Source organism: Streptomyces sp. SID12501 (assembly GCF_010550245.1).
In the GTDB taxonomy this organism is placed as follows: domain Bacteria; phylum Actinomycetota; class Actinomycetes; order Streptomycetales; family Streptomycetaceae; genus Streptomyces.
Genome location: NZ_JAAGLU010000023.1, coordinates 116162 through 134831, shown reverse-complemented (window position 1 = coordinate 134831; position 18670 = coordinate 116162). Strand labels below are relative to the sequence as shown.

The following is an 18670-nucleotide window of genomic DNA, read 5'->3' as shown; positions in this document are numbered from 1 at the left end:
CAGTACTCGTCACCGCACGTGACCATGAGCGGGTCGAGTGAGTGCGGCGGGGCGAGTGCGCGAGAGGTGGCCGACGATGACTGAGGGCACGCGGGGGGACACGGGCGGCGAGCCGGAGTTCTCGGACAGTTTGCGGACGTTCGGAGCGGTGGTCCAGGCCTTGCGCGAGCACATGGGGATGAGCCGGAGGGAGCTGGCGCTGGCGGTGCGGTTCTCCGAACACACGGTGGCTTCGGTCGAGCTGGGGAGGCGGATGCCCGATCCGGAGTTCGTGGACCGGGCGGATGTGGCACTGGGGAACACGGGGGCGCTGAAGAAGGCGGCCGAGTTCCTGAATCGGCAACCGGGGCTGGCTGCGTGGTTCCGGCGGTGGGCGCAGATGGAGGGGACGGCGATCAGCCTGTGCACGTACGAATGCCGCCTGATTCCGGGCCTGTTGCAGACGGAGGCGTACGCGCGTGCCGTGACGATGAGCGTGCCGCCGCTGCCCGTCGAGGAGGAGTTGAACAGGCGGATCGAAGCCCGTCTGGAACGGCAGAAGCTGCTCTCCGTGCAGCGGAATCCGCCATGCTCGTTCAGCTTCATCCTCGAACAGGCGGTGCTGGAGCGGCACACGGGCGGCGAGGAGGTCACCCGGGAGCTGTTCGACCACCTGCTGGCCGTGATCGACCAGCACTGGAACGTGGAGATCCAGCTCATGCCCCTGCGGCAGCCCGTACACGCGGGGCTGGACGGGCCGTTGCGGCTGCTGGAGACACCGAAGAACAAGTGGTTCGCCTACTCCGAGGGGCAGAAGAACGGCCGTCTCATCTCTGACCCGAAAGAGATCAGCGTCCTCCAGCAGCGGTATGCGAAACTGCGCTCGCAGGCTCTGACACCTGAAGATTCCCGGAGCCTGCTGGAGCGGATGCGAGGAGCGCTATGAGGACGACGCCCAATCTGGCCTGGTTCAAGAGCAGTTACAGCGGCTCCGAGGGTGATGACTGCGTCGAAGTCGCTCTCTCCTGGCACAAGTCCACATACAGCAGCGCCTCCGGCGACGACTGCGTCGAGGTCGCCACCTGCCCCGGCACCGTCCACATCCGGGACTCCAAGGACAAGGCGGGCCCCCAACTCACCCTCTCCCCCACCACTTGGGCCGGCTTCCTCTCGTACGCCGCCAGGGTCTGAACTTGACTCTGCCGGGCCCAGTGATCCGCACCTCCACACCAGGAGATCGGAAACGCAGAGTCCCCGTCAGGACGCCGACGAGGACTCAGAAACGATCTAGGTCAACCTGCCGCAAATGGGTTGATGTAGAACATGGGAACACATAGTGCGACGATGACCATCAGGTCCAGCCATGAAGGCAGAAGCGCAATACGAAATTTTGCCAGGCGAAAGGATCCGCGCCTTCCCGCTTCGCCCATCTGGCGTCTCGCGGTAATCACCAGCTGGAACAGAGTGATTCCGCTGGTGAGGGAAAACGCAAATCTCCCCACAGCCGCAGCAACTGATTCTGGCGAGAGAGAATCGGTGATCACGTACGCGATCGCACCAAAGGTGAATGCGGTAAGAACTACACCCCACCAGGCGATGCCGAGGAAGGAGTTGAAGTCGATCAGCGAATCCGGGTCCATCTCTCCGGCATTCACCTTTCGCATGCTGTCTATGAGTTGCTCACGCTCTTCGCGGTCGGTGAATCTCTCGACTGCCGCCCTGGCGAGAAAGTATTCGAACTCGATCATTTTTGGATCGTTCCGCTCGGGTCCGGTTCGGGCCTTGAATATTTCAGGCCCGAACCGGAAAATAAGTGCTTCTGTGGGCTAGAAATAGTGGTGACGGTTATGCCACCAATACCTTCCCTCGTAGGCGGCTCCCGCGCCCCAGCCGAATCTGTCGGAGTAGCTTCGATACCGATGGTAACGAATCCCTCGCCGCTTCATGGCCCGCCGAGCCCTGTGGAAGGCGCGCCTGGTGGCGTATCTTCCACGGGCCAGCCTTGCTGCTCGGCGCTCTGCGGAGCGGGCGGCGAAACGGTACCCATAGCTGGCTCCGCCGGAGAAGACACCTGCGACGTCCAGCGCGGCACCGACATAGTCGCCGTGCCTGTAGTCGTTGTATGCGTCGTAGGCTCCGCTGATCATTGCGGCTACGGCGAATCCTTCGCCAACGACTGGAATGAACGAACCGACTGTCAGAATCGTAGTGCGGTGATTCTTGACGAAACTCCATGTGCGGCCCCAGAAGGACTGGCCGTCGAGGTCGAACTGGTTGACAGGGTCGCCACCACAGTAGTCGTACGCGTTCGCGCTGCCTCCCGGGACCGGGTCGATCTGGAGGAAGCGTCCAATCGTCGGGTCGTACAGGCGGACGCCCATGAGGATGGCGCTGGTGACTGTTTCGCTGGAGCGCTGCTTGCCGCCGAGCCAGCCGTAGCGGGTGGCCGCGGTGCTGTCCTCGGCATTGCCGAACTCGTCGTAGGACTGGGCAGTCGGGGCGACCGAGGTGTCCACCGGGAGCTGGACAGTGGTGTCACCGTGCAGATCGGTCAGCTGGAGGACAGTGCTGCCGGTGGCGCTGGTGGTGGCGTCGAGGTCTCCGCTGATGCCTTGGACGTTGCGGGTGAGGGTGCTGCTGGTCTCCTGGGTCCAGTCTGGGCTGTCTCCGTCGGCACCGTAATGGTTCGTCTTGGAGCCGATCTGGGTCCAAGTGCCGCCGCTGTTGGATTCGGTGGTCCAGGCGGCTAGGCGTCCGGTCGCGTCCAGGGTCCAGGTCTGCCGGTTGGTGCCGGAAGTCTGCTGGTGGACGAGGTCGTTGGTGTAGTAGCCGATGGTGGTGCCGGAGGCCTGGGTGGTGGTGCGGCCGAAGGCGTCGTAGACGGTGCCGGAGGTGGTGAGACGGTCGGCGGTGTCGTAGGTGTAGGAGGTGGTGGTGGCGCCGGTGCTGCTGCAGGCGGAGCCGACGTCACTGGTCGAGACCGCGAGCGCGGTGCGGTTGGTGTTGTTGTCGAAGGTGTAGTTCCTGCGGGTGCAGGAGCTGTCGGCGGCTGTGTCATCGGCCTGGGTCAGGCGGCCGGCGGCGTCGTAGGTGTAGCTGCGCGACCGGGTCTGGCCGTTGCTGTCGACGTCCGCGACGGTCTGGCCTTGGACGGTGTGATCGGCGGCGTCGGAGGCGACGACGGTGGCGTCGCTTCCGGTCCCGAGGCTGTAGACCCGGGAGGTCTCCGCTCCGGTCTCGTCCTGGGTGTCGGTGAGGGTGTAGCCGCCGGGCAGAGTCTCGGTGGCCAGGTCACCGTCCGCGTCGTAGCCGGCGGAGAAGGTCCCGGCGACGGAGTCGGTGCGGGAGGTTTCCAGACCGCGCGGGTCCAGGGTGGTGTCGTAGGTGTAGGTGGTCGTGGACGGGGCCGAGTCGGTGGTCTTCACCGGGCGGTCCAGGGCGTCGTATGCCTTGGTGGCCGTGTTGCCGGCGCCGTCGGTGTAGGCGATCTCCCGTCCGAGCTGGTCGTAGGTGTGGCTGACAGTGCCCGCGCTGGTGGCGACCGTGGCGACGCGGCCGGTACTGGGGTCGTACGTTGTGCTGGTGTCCGGGACGGCTGTGCCGGTGCCGCCGGTGATGGCGGTCGTGAGGACGCGCCCGGCGCTGTCGTAGGTGTGAGTAGCGGTGCGGGTCACGGAGTTGGCGGTCTCGGTGACGATGGCCTGGTTGCCCCACCAGTCGTACTGGATGGTTTTGGTGGGCAACTGGGTCGGGTTGGTGCCGCCGCCGGTGATGGCACCGGCCGGTCCGGTGGAGCAGACCTGGTCGGCCCATTCGAGACTGCCGTTGCAGGTACCGGTGCCGGTGGCGGAGTAGTAGGTGGTCACCGTGGTGTCTGCGTCGGTGCCGCTGGACGCCGGCTGGGTGGTCTTGATGACCCTGCCTTGGGAGTCGTAGGACGTCGTCGTGGTGATCGCAAGGCCGCCGGGGTCGGTGACCTGTGTGGTGGGCAGGCCCTTGACCCAGTCATAGGCAGTAGTACTGGTGCGCACGTCCGCGTCGGAGGGGTAGTTCTCCGCCCAGGCCCCGGTCTTGGTCGTGGTGACCTGGTTCGTGACGTTGGCGGTGCCGTCGGTGGGGCGGCCTTCGTCGTAGGTGTTGACGGTGTGTGAGCGCAGCGGCCAGGAGGTGCCCGCGGGCAGGTCGGTGCCGCCGGATCCGGCGGCCAGCGCCGAGGTCAGGGTCGCCATGTGCAGCGGACCCTTCTCGTCCAGCTTCTGCAGGCCATCGGTCGAATACGTGGAAAGAGTCGACAGCAGTCCGGCGCGGACGGAGGTGGTGTCGCCTGCGATGTGCAGCAGGCTGAGCTCGTCGTAGCTGTCGCCGCTGGTGGCGGGGGTCAGTGCGAGTTCCCGGTTGCCTGCGGTGAGTTGCATGACGCTGTTGCCGAACCGGTCATAACCGGTGGTGGTGACGTGTCCGCCGGGGGAGGCGGTGTTGACCTCCCGTCCGGAGGCGTCGGTGTAGGTGATGGTGGCCCGGGTGTAGTCGGTGGCCGACAGGCCGGAGCCTGTGTGGGAAGCCGGGACGGCGTCCGGCGGGAAGACCGCGGTGGCGTCGGCGGGGACGTCCGTCTGACCCCAGTCGTCCACATCCGAGGTGCTCATCTGGTTCGGGGCATCGGTGCCGGACAGCGGTACATCGTAGACGACGGACGTGGTGGCGGTGTTGCCGTCCAGCGTGCTCGCGCTGCCCTGGGCAAGGGTCGGCCGGGAGGCGGTCAACAGCATGCCGCTGCCCGCTGTGTCGTAGGTGAAGGTCCATGCCAGTTGCGACTGAGACTGGTACCCGGTGATTCGGCCGGCGCTGTCGTAGGAATATTGCGTTTGTGTGGCCTGCGACAGGTTGGGGTTCCATTCCTGGCGCAGTTTGCCGTCGGCGTCGTAGCGGTAGGTCGCCACAGTTTTGTAGGTCGCTGCGGTCGCACCGGGGGCGGTGGACCACTCGCGGATTTCCTGGACCCGGCCGGTGTAGTTGCCGAAGTCCGATCCGGTGCTGGAGCCGGTGGCACTGGTGGAGGTCGCGTAGACGAACTCCAGTACCCGGCAGCCGACCGCCGACGGAGTGGACTGGCAGACCGACTGCGAGACCGCGGAGGTTGGCGCGATCAGGTACTTGGGGCGGGACAGCGTGGTGCTGCCCGGCGCCAGCTCGGAGGCCACCTCGGTGCTGGAGTTGGTGGTCGGCGGGGAGGTGGTGGAGACCTGCCAGGTGGTGGCGGTCGAGGCCACCTTCGCGAAGGTGGTCGTGGTGCCCTGGTCGTCCTTGAGGGTGAAGTCGCCGGTGGTCGCCGACTGCGTCAGGGTCAGGTCCTCCGAACCAGGCTCAGGCTTCCAGCCACCGGCGGATGTGGCGGTGAACCCGGTCTCGTCACCATCCACGTCCACCAGAGCCACCGAGGTGGCGGTGGACTGCTTCAGGTATGACCAGTCCGAGTCGGTCAGCTCGGCGATGACGCCAGAGGTCCACTGCGAACCGAAGATCGCCGTCTGGCCTGTCGCGTCCGACCCGGCAGTCGGGCGCCGCGAGGACGCCATGCGCGACACGGACATCCCGAACGCCGAGGCGTCGGTCTCTGAGACGGTGAAGTCACCGGTGAGCGCGTTGACCGCGCCGGGGCCGATGTCCTCTGACGGCGCGGTGCCGGCGTTGCGGTCCACGGTCACGGTGTTGGACTGGCTGTAGCCGGTGGTGGAGCCGTCGGTGAAGGCGGCCCGGATGTCGATCGGCCCGTCCGTGGACACCGACGAGGTGACGTCCCAGGTGAGCGGGGCCGGAGCGCCGCTGGTCACGGCGACCGGCCAGGCCGATACGGCGGAGCCGTCGGAAGTCTTGGTGACATGTGTGACCGGGACGTTGGTCCAGATGTCGGTCTCACCGTGCCGGTACTGGTAGGTGACCCCGGTGTAGGTGCTCTTGCCGGTGGAGGTCAGGCTGACCCGGCGGGCTGTGCTGTCCCCGTTACCGGGGGTGAGCAGGCCGGCCCCTTCGGCACCCACGCCGAAGTTGTACGAGGTCGTCGCCGTGGAGATGTTGCCGCCGGAGTCGATCGTCTTGGCATACAGCGTGTGCCAGCCGAGGTCGGGCGTAATGGAAAGGGTCAGTGGGTCGCCACCATTTCCATCCACGGTGTCGTAGACCGACTTCGGAGTGGTGGAATCGTCCAGGCCCCACAGGTAGCCCTGGCCGTCGGTCGAGGAGGTGTCCAGCGTGCAGGTCACCGACCCCGACGCCTTGTCCACCCAGGTGTCTTGGGCGTAGGTGGCGCACGAGACGGCGGGCGCGTTGGGCTTGGCGACGTTAGGCACGAAGTAGATGTAGGACGACCAGGAGCCGTAGTCGACACCGTCGTAACCGCGTACCCGCATCCGCAGATGTGCGGCGGCCAACTGGCTGGCTGCGGGGATCGTCAGCTTCGCCGTGCCGCCGGAGGACACCGACGCCGAGGTGGCGGTGTAGGAGTACGAGGTCTCACCGCTGTACGACGGGTCGTTGGTGATCTCGAACTGGCCCTTGACCGTCGAGCCGTCCGCGTCGGTGACCTTCGCCGACAGGGTGGGGGTGTAGGTGGTCACGTACCGTTTGCCGCTGTAGGCATTCACGGAGCTCGGCGAGACTGCCAGCCCGCTGGTGGTGGCGTAGGAGTTGTAGTTCACCACCAGTTTCGGTGCGTAGCCGGACGTACCGTAGTTCGCGGAGCGAAATCGCCGCCAGGTTGTGGAGTCACTCTCGTCCGCGCTGCGGATCTGCAGGCCGTAGTTGGTCGCGCCGTTGGCCCAGGCCTGCACGATGGCCTGCAAATTCCAGTTCGAGTAGGCGGCCGGGCAGGAAGAGCTGTAGCCCCAGTGACCGGTGTTGTTCGCCACGTCCGTGGTGGTGGTCGAGGGCTGCGAACTCCACGTCACCGAGGACGACGACCAGGTGGAAGTGATCCGCCGGGCCTGGGTCACCGCGCCCGAGGTGGAGCAGGTCGCGGAGTAGTAGTTGTACAGCGACATCGTCGCCGAGGTGATGTCCTTGCCGGTGAACTTGGATACGTCGAACTTCAGGTACGCGCGCGCCACATCGCTGCCGGAGTCGTACGTGCCCGACTTCAGCTCGGTCGAGGACACCTGCGAGTCGGTGTAGTCCGGCGTCTGCACCCAGGTGTCCGTGGTCACCGCCAGCGTGGAGGTCGGATCGACCGTCACCGGATACGTCGCCGTTGCCAGGAAGTCGGCCGCGGGGGTGAGTACCAGGGTCTGCGACCCGTCGTCCGCGGTCTCGACCTTCGTGGCGACCTGCTCCTGGTGCGCCGACTCCCCGGACGCCGCATCCTTGGACGCGTCCCACATCATCGGCGCCGGGGCCTCGGCGACCAGCTTCCCGCCGGAGTCCTTCAGCAGCAGGTGCCCGGAGGCCGCCTGGGACAGCGTCAGACCCTTCAGGTCCAGCGGAATGCGGTACGACGTCGCGGCGTCCGGCTGCTGGGTCAGGACCATGTTCTCGGAGAACCCCTGAGCCAGAGCGGTGACCTTCAGAGTCTGCCCGCTGCCCAGGTCGTAGGAGGCAGTGGCATCCTCCACCGTCGGGGTGGGGAGCTTGTCCTCCCAGCCCAGTCCAAAGGACGTTTCACCCTTCGACACTGACGCCAAGGACTTGTCCCCGCCGTCGGACACCACGATGTCCGCAGCCGCCGCCTCCGGAGTGAGGTTGACTCCGGTGTCGGACAGCGACGTGTCGATGTCCGTCCACACACCGTTCTGCTTCACCCGGATCGGCCCCGCGTACGCCTCCGCCGACAACGTCCCATCAGGCAGGGCGTAGGTCGTCGAGTCCGCTGTGCGCTCCGACAGCACCTCGATCTTCCGGTTCTGCAACCGCGCCATCAGCACCGCCGACGCCTCATCCTGCGCCTGTGCGAGACTCACCGCCTTCGTCGAGGTCGACGTCGTGGTCGTCGTCTCGGACGTGACGGCTATCGCCTGCCCCGTCGATTCCACAACCATCGCCGTCTCAATGGCCAGGAACAGGGCCAGCACTCCAGCAGTCCGTCTTATCCGTCTGCGCACAGACAGTGCGCCCGACACCCTGAACGGACCGGGCGGCCCGCCGGTGAACCAAAAACCCATCACATCTCCTTCAAGCCGATCTCCACGTGAGAGATCAATGAGAGAGATTTACAGGGCTGAACAGCACCCGGACAGGCCCTGCTCCACGAGAAATTCCATTACATGCACATGCCAAACGGGACGCAAATGACCCACAACGCCCCGGACAGAGGTGAACAAAATGATCAGATGACCATGCGGATTCGGCAATTCATCTCGGCAGCCGGTGATGACGAATTTGCTAAAAAGAGGAAAGCGCAGGACATTGCCATGAAAGCGCCATTACTCATCCGTAGACAACGCCTGCCCACAGTGCACAAGCGGGTCGGCCCACAGCCTTGGCGCCTCGCGTTGGAGTACATGTGAACGTGGTTCTGGAAGGATTTCGTCAGGCAGGGCACGTCATACACCGGGTGCTGCAGGAGCGGACGATCTCCTCCACCGCGAGCACCGACAGCCCATGCTCCTCCATCTCGCAGTCTGCGAAGACCTCGGACTGAACTCGACGACCTGCGCGGCGAATTGCAGATCGAGCGCTACGCCGAGTCGGCCGCTGCTGCGGGCACCGGGCCGGTGCACTCCGCCCAAGTGCCGCCGGGCCCCGGACTGCATTCATGTGACCACCCAGAACCCGCAGAATCGAACGCAAACCGGGTCCGATGCGTCATAGTCCCAACAGCGTCAGCTCCGGGGGGACCCATGCGTACGCACACCACCCGCACCACCACCCGACTCGCCCTCACTCTCACCCTCACCACCGCCCTGTTCGCGGCCGGTTGCGGCGGCGAGAAGGCGGAGGACGGCATCGGCACCAAACCCCGCGACCGAGACACCTCCTCGCCGTCGGACAGCCGTGCCCAGCAGGTCGCCGACGCCTGGGACGGGTCCAAGGCCGCCGAGGCGTATCGCAGCGGCTACTACCCCATGGGCGACGCGGCCCCGTCGCCCAGCAAGGGCTTCCACAGCGACGACGACAAGACGGCCTACATGCTGGAGAACTACGTACTGCGCGGCGAACTCCCCACCACCGCACCCGAGGAGGGGCAAGCGAAGTGGGAGGGCGGAGAATCGCTCACCCTGCCGCTGCTGGACGCGCGGCAGACCTACGCCGCCCTGGACCGCGTCGACAGCCCCAAGGATCCTCACCTCACCGTGACCAGCGCCAAGTTGGGTGAGATGACCATCGCCACCAGTCGCGGCCCCGCGACCGTGCCGGCCTGGTTGTTCACGTTGGAGGGGTACGACGAGCCGCTCAGGCGCGTCGCCTTCGAACCGTCGAACCTCCCGAAACCTCCGATCGGGAGCGCTGCGGAGGGCCGGACGACGCGCGACGGACTCGAGCAGCTGGGCCAGTTGGTCGAGGTGTCAGAGGACGGCCGTTCCGTCACCGTCGTGGCGTACCACGGGTCCTGCGACGACGGCCCCGCCGTGGACGCACTGGAGACCGACGGCAGCGTGGTGCTGTCGGCGTCGATCGTCGGGGGCGACACGGGCGCGATCTGCACCTCCGATCTGCGCGGCGAGAAGGTGACCGTCAAACTGGACCGCCCTCTGGGTGACCGCGTCCTCCTGGACGCCTTCATGGGCCGACCGCTGCCGAACGAATGACGGGGGCGACAAACCCTTCGCCCCGTGAACCCCCGGCCCACCCAGCCCGGCCTACCCACCCCGCCCCGTAAAACCCTTGTCTCACAAGTGACTTGACGCACCATCGCTTTGCCAAATCCCTAGCCAACCGACAGCGTATCGACAGCAAGCACCACTACCTTGCCGTGTTCATGACAGAGATTTCGGAAACGCCCCCCACTGCGATCGGACGCCGTACCGTCCTGATCGCGACCGGCGCCACCGCCGCCACTCTGGCCGTGGCCGCCGCCGTACCCGAATCCCCGGCCCCCACCGCGGACAAGACCGCCCCTGTCGCCGCCGCGGCCGTCTGCACCCTCACAAAGGAAGTGACCGAAGGCCCCTACTACCTCGACGGCCAGTACGTCCGCGCCGACGTCCGCGAGGACAAGACAGGTATCCCGCTCAAACTAACCCTCACCGTCGTCGATGACGACACCTGCGCGGCCCTCAGCAACGCGCTCGTCGAGATCTGGCACTGCGACGCCCTCGGAGAGTATTCCGGCTACGTCGGCAACAACGGCCACAACGAGGCGGACGACGGCACCTTCCTGCGTGGCGGCGTCCTGACGACCTCCAGCGGAATCGCCAACATCACCACCGTCTACCCCGGTTGGTACCGAGGCCGCTGCGTCCACATCCACGTCAAGGTGCACAAGAACGTCACGCTCACGTCCAACGGCTCGTTCACCGGTGGCACGGAACTCCACACCGGCCAGCTGTTCTTCAACGAGACGATCACCGCGAAGGTCGCGGCACTCTCGACCTACGCGGCGAACACGGTCACCCGCACCACCCTCGCCCAGGACTCGATCTACGACGACGGGGGCGCCACCTCCGGCCTCCTCACCCTTACCGCGCTGGGGACTTCGACCTCGGCGGGGTACGCGGGCACGCTGACCCTGGGAGTGGAAAGCAGCTGACGCCGGCAGCACCGGCGTAACTCCGCACCACCCGCACACCCACCGAGCCGACGGACGGCGCCCCGTGAGCGGGGCGCCGTCCGTCGGTCGGGCCTACAACTCCCTTACGGCTCCGACGGTTCCTGCGCCCCTCACTTCGCGGGGCACGGCTGCCACGCCATGTGGTAGACCGTGTTGATCTCGCCGTCCGTCGAGTCCATCGCCATGAAGCTGGTGCCCGTCGACGAGCCGGCGTTCACCCGCAGCTCCGTGTTGATGTTGAAGTTGCGCTGAACTCCACAGGGCGCCCAGACCAGTTGGGCCCAGTCCGTGGTGTCGGTGGCCTGCCAGTTGTCGTTGAACGGGCCGTTGTACGAGTGGGTGCGGAACGCCGTGCTCGGCGAGCCCTGGAAGTAGTACGAGGCCCGCTGGAGGGCGCTCGCGCCCCGCTGAAGGGCCGCGAAGCCCCGGTAGTCGACGCTCGCGATGGCGTACGTGAAGCCCGCCGGGACATGCACCAGCAGGTTGAGCTGGCAGTTCTTGCGGAACGCCGTCGGGTCGGAGTTGCCGCCGGCCTGGGCGAGGTAGTCGCTGTAGGTGACAGTGAAGGCGGTGTTGTCGCCGGAGACGGCCACCGCGGCCGTACCCGCGGGACAGCCGGAGCCGTTCACCGTGGCGACCTTGATGACGATCTTGTCCGGGGGCGGGTCCTCGAAGGACGACCCGGCACCCTGTGCGGGTATCGCAGCGGCGAACAGAGCGGCTATCGCGCCGCTCACGAGCAGGCCACCAGCCATGTTTCTCCCTTTCATCGCAGTGATGCAGTGGGGGGTGAGAATCACGCACACAACAGTCATGGGCATGCCAAACGGGCGCCCACAGCTGCGCTCAACCTGTGATTGAGCCATGAAGGATCTGTGAAGGTCGAGCGGTCGCAGCATAGGCGGCCCGGCAGACCGCAGCCACGTCGATCCCCGGCCAATCCCCGCCACCGCGCGGCCTGTTTCGCCCGTCGATGTAACGCGCAGCCATCGTGACGCCACGCGGAGTGTGCCCCAAGTCCGCCCCAAAGCAATGGAGTTGGGCGGTAGGTCCCCAGGGCATTCACAGCTGCGATTTAAGGTAATCCTCAGATAGGCCCCTAAGTTTCCGGGACATGACAGAGAACACGAACCACCGGAACAGCGCCCCCCAGACCCCCGCCGAGGGCCTCTCCGACACCAACGCCGCTGCGGGCAAACACCGGTTGAGCAAGACCGTCCAACGGCGCCGCGTCCTGATCGGCGGTGGCACCGCGGCGGTGGTCGGCGGACTCGCGGTCGCCGGCTTCGCTTCCGCAAGCCCCACCACCTCGGCCACGGAGTCCGAGGCGGCCACCACCTCCGAGGACAGCTCCTCGTCGACCACCAGCAGCGTCTGTGTCCTCACCGCCGAGGTCACCGAAGGCCCCTACTCCCTCGACGGCGCCCTCGTCCGTGAGGACATCCGTGAGGACAAGGCAGGCATCGAGGTCCAGCACACCTTCACCGTCGTCGACCTCGCCAACGACTGCGCGCCGCTCGAAGGCGCCCTCGTCGAGCTCTGGCACTGCGACCACCTCGGCGAGTACTCCGGCTTCGTCGGCGGCAACGGCCACGAGGAGGAGGACAACGGCACCTTCCTGCGCGGCGGGCAGCTGACCGACGCGAACGGCCAGGCCACCATCATCTCGATCTGGCCCGGCCACTACATCTCCCGCGCCGTCCACATCCACATGCGGGTGCACACGGACGTCACGCTCACCGACACCTCGTACACCGGCGGCGAGCTCATCCACACGGGTCAGCTCTTCTTCGACGCGGCCATCAACGCGAAGGTCCAGGCCACCTCCCCCTACTCGGCGAACACCACCTCGGAGACCCTCCTCTCCGCCGACAGCGTCTACGACGACGCCGGCGCCACCTCCGGTCTGCTGACACTCACCGCACTCGGCTCCAGCGTCTCCGACGGCTACAAGGCCACCCTCACCGTGGGTGTGGACACCTCCAGCTGAGCCCGGAAACGTGAACAACCTGAGCGCCGTACGAGGCCGGCACTCAGGTTGTTCAAGTTGTGCGCGTTGTTCACACGGGCAGGGGCGGGCCGGTCGCCCTACTTCAGGTAGACCAGGCCGTCCGTCGTGACCGCCGGGCGGCCAGTCGTGCCGACGACCACGATCCTGACCGTGTGCCTGGCGCTCGCGCTCCAGCTCTTCGTCCAGATCACGTCGCGGTACTTCGTCGTCGACGACCTCAGGTCCACCGTGGCGGCCTTCACCCCGTCCACGAAGACGTCGGCCTGGCCGGACGTCGAGCCCCGCGACACCGCGAGGGCGGCCGAGCGGCCGGTGAACGTCCAGGTCAGCGAGGCGTTCCTGGTGGAGCTGGAGTACGACGTGCCGCCCAGGTAACCGGCCGACGACTTCGTCGTCCAGGTGCCCGTGCGAATCGCCGAGGTCTCCTGGAGGATCACCGGCGTACCGGCGACCGAGGCCGCCCTGGTGTTGCCCGCCTGGTCGTACGCCGTCATCGACCAGGTCGTGGCCGCACCGGATCTGGAGGTCAGGTCGTCGGCGCCGGTGACCGTCGGGCCGTACGTCCTGGCGACCGGGGCCGTCAGGCGCACCTCCTTCAGGGCGGCAGAGTCCGTCGCCTTCCATTTCAGGGTGACCGGGACGGCCGCCGTCTCCACCGTCCCGGCGCGCAGCGCGAGGTTCGGGACGGTGGTGAAGGTCGGCGCGCTCGTCTCGGCGACGACGGTCGCGGCTGCGGTGGTCGTCGCCCGCCCGGAGATGTGGGTGGCCCGCACGGACACGGAGTGCGTGCCGAGCGCAAGGTTCACCTTCGCCGACGTAGCCGTACCGTCGGTGGTGGCGGCGACCCTGCCGTCGACCAGTACCTCGTACTTCGTGATCAGGACAGCCGGGGTGGTCGCCGACCAACTGACCGTCGTGGCCGACCTGGTGTATGTGCGGGTGCCCGAAGTGCCCGCGCCCGTGACCGACTTGAGGGAGAGACCGGTGACCGGGCCGGCCGCATAGCCGCGGATGACGGCCAGTTGGGCGTGGAGCTTGATGCCCGGGCACTCGGTGGCGTAACCGTCGCCGTGGCCGTGGATGGTCGGGAAGGAGAGCCGGTCGCCCGTCTTCCACGTCCTCGTGTTGTACTCGCTGGTCCCGGACGCACCCGCGGTGAGCGTGGTCGTGCCGGCCGGGTCGACGCCGTACTGGCCGAGCTTCCAGGCGGCGAGCCGGGCGACCGAGGTCAGCACGGCCGTCGGCGGTTCGACCAGTTTGTAGTTGCCGAGGACCGAGATGCCGGTGGTCTGGGTGTTGAAGCCGTAGGCGTGTGCGCCCAGGACCGCCTTGTCGACCCCGCCCTTGCGTCCCTCGAAGATCGTGCCGCACTTGTCGACCAGGAAGTTGTAGCCGATGTCCCGCCAGCCGTTCGATTTGACGTGGTAGGTGTGGATGGCGCGGATCATGGCCGGGGACTGGTCGCACGTGTAGTCGTTGGTCCCGGCGGTGTGGTGGACCACCACCGCCTTGATCCCGTTGGCCAGGTAGTTCGGCTCCTCGGGGCTGATCGACTCGTCCGCGCCCCAGCCCGCCCGTGAGGTGATCGGCGGCCTGGCAGCGGTGGACAGCGGGGCGGCCGGCAAGGCCTGAGCCGAAGTCGCCGTCGCCGTCGCCGTCGGAGTCCGCACGGGCGAGGTGCCCGGCGACTCGGTGCCCCCATCTGCCGCGAACCCCACCGGTTCCAGGTCCGAGACCGCACCGGTGCCCGGGTCGATCATGTCGACGCGCAGTCCCTCGGGCAGCTCGGCGGACTCCTTGCCGTCGACCCGGACCTCCACGCCGTCGGACGCGCCGACCCACGCGGGCTCGGTACCGGCGCGGGTCGCGCCCTCCTCGCCGGGTCCGCTGTCCGTGCCCAGCTCCAGCCAGGACGACCAGGTGTCGGTACCGGCGGCGCGGGTACGGACCTCGACCTTGCCCGCCATGCCGGCCGACGGATCGGACCAGGTGACGCCGAGCAGGCTGAACGGCTTGGTGTCCCGCTTGGCCAGCGTCGCGGAGTCACCGTCGGCGGCGATCTTCAGCGCCGCCGCGTACTCCTCGCTCGCGAGCGGCACGGAGCCCGGCTTGCCGTCGGCGGCCACGCTGTACGCGTCACCGCCGCTCACACCCTGCACGATCAGCACCCCGGACACACCGGCGGCCACAACGGCCCCGATGCCCCACCCTCGACTCGATCTCAGCGATCTCAGCGAATTCACAGGGATATAGGTGTCGGGAGAGCGATGGACGTCAACGCACCAACGGGGATATTCATCCATCCCAGTGGTTTATGAGCGCCCCGTTGGAGCAAGATCAGTCACCGTGCACCGGCCCTGAAATACTGAGAAATTTACGAGATTCGCGCGACCTGCGCGATCTGCGAACTCTGCCGGCTCTACGGGTTTTCCCAGGCGGCCGGTTCCTCGGCCAGCCCCCGCACCGGCTCGGGCAGCTCCCCCGACGCCAGATCGGCGAAGGTCACCCCCTCCAGCACCTTGCGGACGTTGGCGCGCAGGGCGACCCACAGCGGCAGCAGCGGTTCGGCTGGGCCGGTGTAGGCGAGGCCGGTCGGCCGTTCGCCGCGCACCGACACGATGGGCCCGTCGACGGCCCGGACGACATCCGCGACGGTGATCCCGGCGGCGGGGCGCGCCAGCCGGTAGCCGCCGTTGCCGCCGCGCCGGGAGTCGACGATCCCGCCGCGCCGCAGGTCGCCGAGGATGCCCTCCAGGAACTTGTGCGGAATGGCCTGGGCCGCGGCGACGGTCTCCGCCTTCACGGCGCCCTCGTCCTGCCGTACGGCGAGCTCCAGCACCGCTCGTACCGCGTAGTCCGCCCGCGCCGAGATCCTCATGGGGTCATTGTCGGTCGTCACGGTGTGGACAATGACCGCACCCGCTCATCCGCGATCGCACACACGCGGGCCCCGTACGGCCGAGGAGACCACGTTGGTGTTGAGCAGACGGACCTTCACCGCATTCGCCGGCACCGCCGCCCTCGGCCTCTCCCTCAGCGCGAGCGCCGGCATGGGCTCCGACGGCCCGGGCGGGTCGGCGTACGCGGCCCACACCGTGCCCACCGGCCCGGCCCCCGACCCGCCCTCGGCTGACGGCCTCCCGCACACCGTCGGCTTCGACCGCTACTCCCTCCACGTCGACGGCCGACGGCTCGTCCTGTGGTCGGGCGAGATGCACCCCTTCCGCCTGCCGAGCCCGTCCCTGTGGCGGGACGTCCTGCAGAAGATGCGCGCGCACGGCTACAACGCCGTCAGCATCTACGTGGCCTGGAACTTCCACTCCCCCGCTCCCGGCCGGTACGACTTCACGGGCGTCCGCGACCTGGACCTGTTCCTGCGCCAGGCCGCCGAGACCGGCCTGTACGTCATCCTGCGTCCGGGCCCGTACATCAACGCCGAGGTCGACGCCGGCGGCTTCCCCGGCTGGCTGACCGCGACGAAGGGCCGCGCCCGCACCTCCGACCCCACCTATCTCGGGTACGTCGACGAGTGGCTGACGGCGGTCAACAGGATCGCGGCCCGCCATCTCCACACCCGGGGCGACGGCACGGTCCTGCTCTACCAGATCGAGAACGAGTACGGCTCGTACGTCACCGAGCCCGCCGGCGTCGACTACATGGCCCACCTGTACGCCAAGGTCCGCGCCGACGGAATCGACGTCCCCCTCTTCCACAACGACCTCGGCAGGAACGGCTACTGGGCCCCCGGCACCTTCGACACCGGAGGCGAGCGCGGGCGTTGGCTGTACGGCTTCGACGGATACCCGGACCCTGACCAGATCCCGCCGGACTGGGGGCACTTCGGCATCGGCGGTGAGAAGGGCGGGGCCACGGCGAGTCCGGATACCCCCGGATTCATCCCCGAGTTCGGGGGCGGCTGGTTCGATCCGTGGGGCGGGGCCGAGTTCGACGGGGCGGGATACGCAGGGTCGGCACGGACCCGGGACGCGGCCTACGAGCGGCGCTTCTACCTCACCAACCTCGCCAACGGCATCACCGTCCACAACGTCTACATGACCTTCGGCGGCACCAGTTGGGGCTGGCTGCCAGCCCCGCAGGTGTACACCTCGTACGACTACGGCGCCGCCTTCGACGAGGGGCGCCGGGCGACCCCGAAGGTCGTCCCCATGCACCAGTTCGGCCATCTGGTGCGGTCCGTACCGGAGTTGGCCAAACTGGACCGGGCCGAGGGCGTCGCGGCAGGGAGCAGCTCGGCGGGTGACGGGCGGATCAAGGTCTACCACCTCACCAACCCGGACACCCGAGCCCACGTGTACGTCCTGCGCAACGACTCCCCGGAGTCGGCCACCTCGACGCTCCCGGTCGCCGGGACCTCTCTGCCGGTCACCGTCCCCGCCTCGGACGCCCGTCTCCTCGCCGCCGGAATCGCCCTGGGGCGGCGGAAGTTGGCGTACTCCAACGCCCAGCCGATGCTGTGGCTGGCGGCGGGGCGCCAGGACATCGCCGTGTTGACGGGCCGGGCGGGTGAGTCGACGGTGACCGCGGTGGAGTGCGCGAGCGAGCCGACGGTGACCGTGCTCTCGGGGGACGCGGAGTCCTCGTACGCGAACGGGCGAGTGCGCGTGACCGCCCGGCTCGACGGGCTCACCCGGGTGCTGGTGGAAGGCGGTGGCGTCCAGGCCCCCCTCCTTCTCCTCCTCGCCGACGACGAGACCTCGGTACGGCTGTGGCCGCGCGAGACCCCGTCGGGGTCGGTGCTGGTCTACGGGCCGCCCCTGCTGCGGACCGCCGAACTACGGGACAGCGCAGTGCGGTTGACCGGGGACACCGTTGAGGCCACCGAACTTGAGGTGTGGGGGCCGGACGGTGTTCGTGAAGTGGTCTGGAATCAGAGGACGTTGAGGGTGCGGTCCACCGGCTCCGGGAGTCTGCGGGCCGAAGAGCCGTTGGCGGGGGTCCCGGCGGTCACGCTTCCCACGCTGGACGGCTGGCGGCGGCAGGCGGAGAACCCCGAGTCCGAGCCCGGGTTCGACGACGCCAACTGGACGGTCGCCGACCGGACTTCGACGTTCAGTACGACCGCCGTGCCCGACGGGCAGCCCGTGCTGTTCGCCGACGACTACGGCTTCCACTACGGGGACGTCTGGTACCGGGGCTCCTTCACCGACGCCACGGGGACGGAATCCGTGTCCCTCGCCTACAGCACCGGGACGCAGGGGCTGCTGATGGCCTGGCTGGACGGTGAGCCGCTGGGCACGCACCGGATGCCGGTGCCGGACAAGAAGACGGTAAGGAATGGGAGTTGGGCAGCCACGGCGGCCTTCGACGTGCCGGAGAAGGTGCGGACGCCTGGCACACACGTACTGTCCGTGCTGGTGCGGCGGATGCAGCACGACATGGACGGGAAGGCCCTGGACACGCACAAGGTCGCGCGCGGTCTGACGGCGGTGACCTTCGCGGGTGCCTCTCCTTCGGTGGGCTGGCGGTTGCAGGGTGCGGCGGCGGCCGATCCGGTGCGTGGGCCGCTCAACACCGGCGGTCTGTACGGGGAACGGTCGGGCTGGCATCTGCCGGGGTTCGGGGACGACGACTGGCCCGCGGTCGGCCTTCCGCGTGCCGAGCGGCGGCGGCAGGGGGTGACCTGGTACCGGACCGGGTTCCGGCTCGCCGTCGATCCGGGCGTCGACGCGTCGATCGGGCTGGTACTGGAGGACGATCCGGCGCGTGCGTACCGCGTCCAGATCTTCCTGAACGGCTGGAACATGGGCCAGTACGTCAACGACGTCGGCCCCCAGCACACCTTCGCCCTCCCCAACGGCGTCCTGCGCACCCGGGGCGCCAACACCCTTGCTCTGGCGGTGCTTTCGGACGGTACGACGGAGTCGGGGCCGGGGGACGTACGGCTGACGTTGACGGGCAGTTCGGCCGGGGGAGTTCCGGTGACGGTCGTTCCCTCCCCCGGCCCGTGAACTGCCGGTAGG

Annotated in this window: 12 protein-coding genes; 7 read left to right on the top strand and 5 right to left on the bottom strand. The window is 67.8% G+C overall.

Annotated features, from left to right (window positions below; all coding sequences use genetic code 11):
• Positions 1 to 76 precede the first annotated feature (76 nt).
• Both G3I71_RS26870 and G3I71_RS26865 read left to right on the top strand, forming a co-directional pair.
• Positions 77 to 925, top strand: coding sequence for a helix-turn-helix transcriptional regulator (locus G3I71_RS26870; RefSeq protein WP_164318142.1), 849 nt, complete (start codon positions 77 to 79; stop codon positions 923 to 925).
• A complete protein-coding gene (locus G3I71_RS26865; RefSeq protein WP_164318140.1) occupies positions 922 to 1170 on the top strand; it encodes a DUF397 domain-containing protein in 249 nt (82 codons plus the stop codon). Before G3I71_RS26870 ends, G3I71_RS26865 begins: the two co-directional genes overlap by 4 nt.
• A 101-nt stretch (positions 1171 to 1271) precedes the next feature.
• Here the strand turns inward: G3I71_RS26865 and G3I71_RS26860 are convergent, their stop codons facing one another.
• Both G3I71_RS26860 and G3I71_RS52335 read right to left on the bottom strand, forming a co-directional pair.
• A complete protein-coding gene (locus tag G3I71_RS26860; protein ID WP_164318139.1) occupies positions 1272 to 1727 on the bottom strand; it encodes a hypothetical protein in 456 nt (151 codons plus the stop codon).
• A 78-nt stretch (positions 1728 to 1805) separates the two neighbouring features.
• Positions 1806 to 8039: a DNRLRE domain-containing protein gene (locus G3I71_RS52335; RefSeq protein ID WP_343243089.1), complete on the bottom strand. Its 6234-nt coding sequence runs from the start codon at positions 8037 to 8039 to the stop codon at positions 1806 to 1808.
• Positions 8040 to 8255: 216 nt separating this feature from the next.
• On the opposite strand from G3I71_RS52335, the gene G3I71_RS26850 reads away from it, so the two are divergent.
• From G3I71_RS26850 to G3I71_RS26840, 3 genes are all read left to right on the top strand, one after another.
• Positions 8256 to 8474: a hypothetical protein gene (locus G3I71_RS26850; protein ID WP_164318135.1), complete on the top strand. Its 219-nt coding sequence runs from the start codon at positions 8256 to 8258 to the stop codon at positions 8472 to 8474.
• A gap of 333 nt (positions 8475 to 8807) precedes the next feature.
• Positions 8808 to 9716 (top strand): hypothetical protein, encoded by a 909-nt coding sequence (locus G3I71_RS26845; protein WP_164318133.1) that lies wholly within the window; start codon positions 8808 to 8810, stop codon positions 9714 to 9716.
• A gap of 170 nt (positions 9717 to 9886) precedes the next feature.
• A complete protein-coding gene (locus tag G3I71_RS26840) occupies positions 9887 to 10657 on the top strand; it encodes an intradiol ring-cleavage dioxygenase (RefSeq protein ID WP_164318131.1) in 771 nt (256 codons plus the stop codon).
• A 131-nt stretch (positions 10658 to 10788) separates the two neighbouring features.
• Here G3I71_RS26840 and G3I71_RS26835 read toward each other — a convergent pair whose 3' ends face one another.
• Positions 10789 to 11433, bottom strand: a complete 645-nt coding sequence (locus tag G3I71_RS26835) for a DUF4360 domain-containing protein (protein WP_164318128.1) — start codon at positions 11431 to 11433, stop codon at positions 10789 to 10791.
• A 359-nt stretch (positions 11434 to 11792) separates the two neighbouring features.
• On the opposite strand from G3I71_RS26835, the gene G3I71_RS26830 reads away from it, so the two are divergent.
• Positions 11793 to 12668 (top strand): intradiol ring-cleavage dioxygenase, encoded by an 876-nt coding sequence (locus G3I71_RS26830; RefSeq protein WP_164318127.1) that lies wholly within the window; start codon positions 11793 to 11795, stop codon positions 12666 to 12668.
• Between the two features lie 98 nt (positions 12669 to 12766).
• Here the strand turns inward: G3I71_RS26830 and G3I71_RS26825 are convergent, their stop codons facing one another.
• Complete coding sequence (locus tag G3I71_RS26825; protein WP_343243088.1) at positions 12767 to 14878, bottom strand: N-acetylmuramoyl-L-alanine amidase; 2112 nt, start codon at positions 14876 to 14878, stop codon at positions 12767 to 12769.
• 230 nt (positions 14879 to 15108) lie between these two features.
• Entirely contained in the window at positions 15109 to 15567 is a 459-nt protein-coding gene (locus tag G3I71_RS26820) for an Rrf2 family transcriptional regulator (protein ID WP_164318125.1), read from the bottom strand.
• A 94-nt stretch (positions 15568 to 15661) separates the two neighbouring features.
• Here G3I71_RS26820 and G3I71_RS26815 point away from each other — a divergent pair, with 94 nt between their 5' ends.
• A complete protein-coding gene (locus G3I71_RS26815; protein WP_164318123.1) occupies positions 15662 to 18658 on the top strand; it encodes a beta-galactosidase in 2997 nt (998 codons plus the stop codon).
• Positions 18659 to 18670 lie beyond the last annotated feature (12 nt).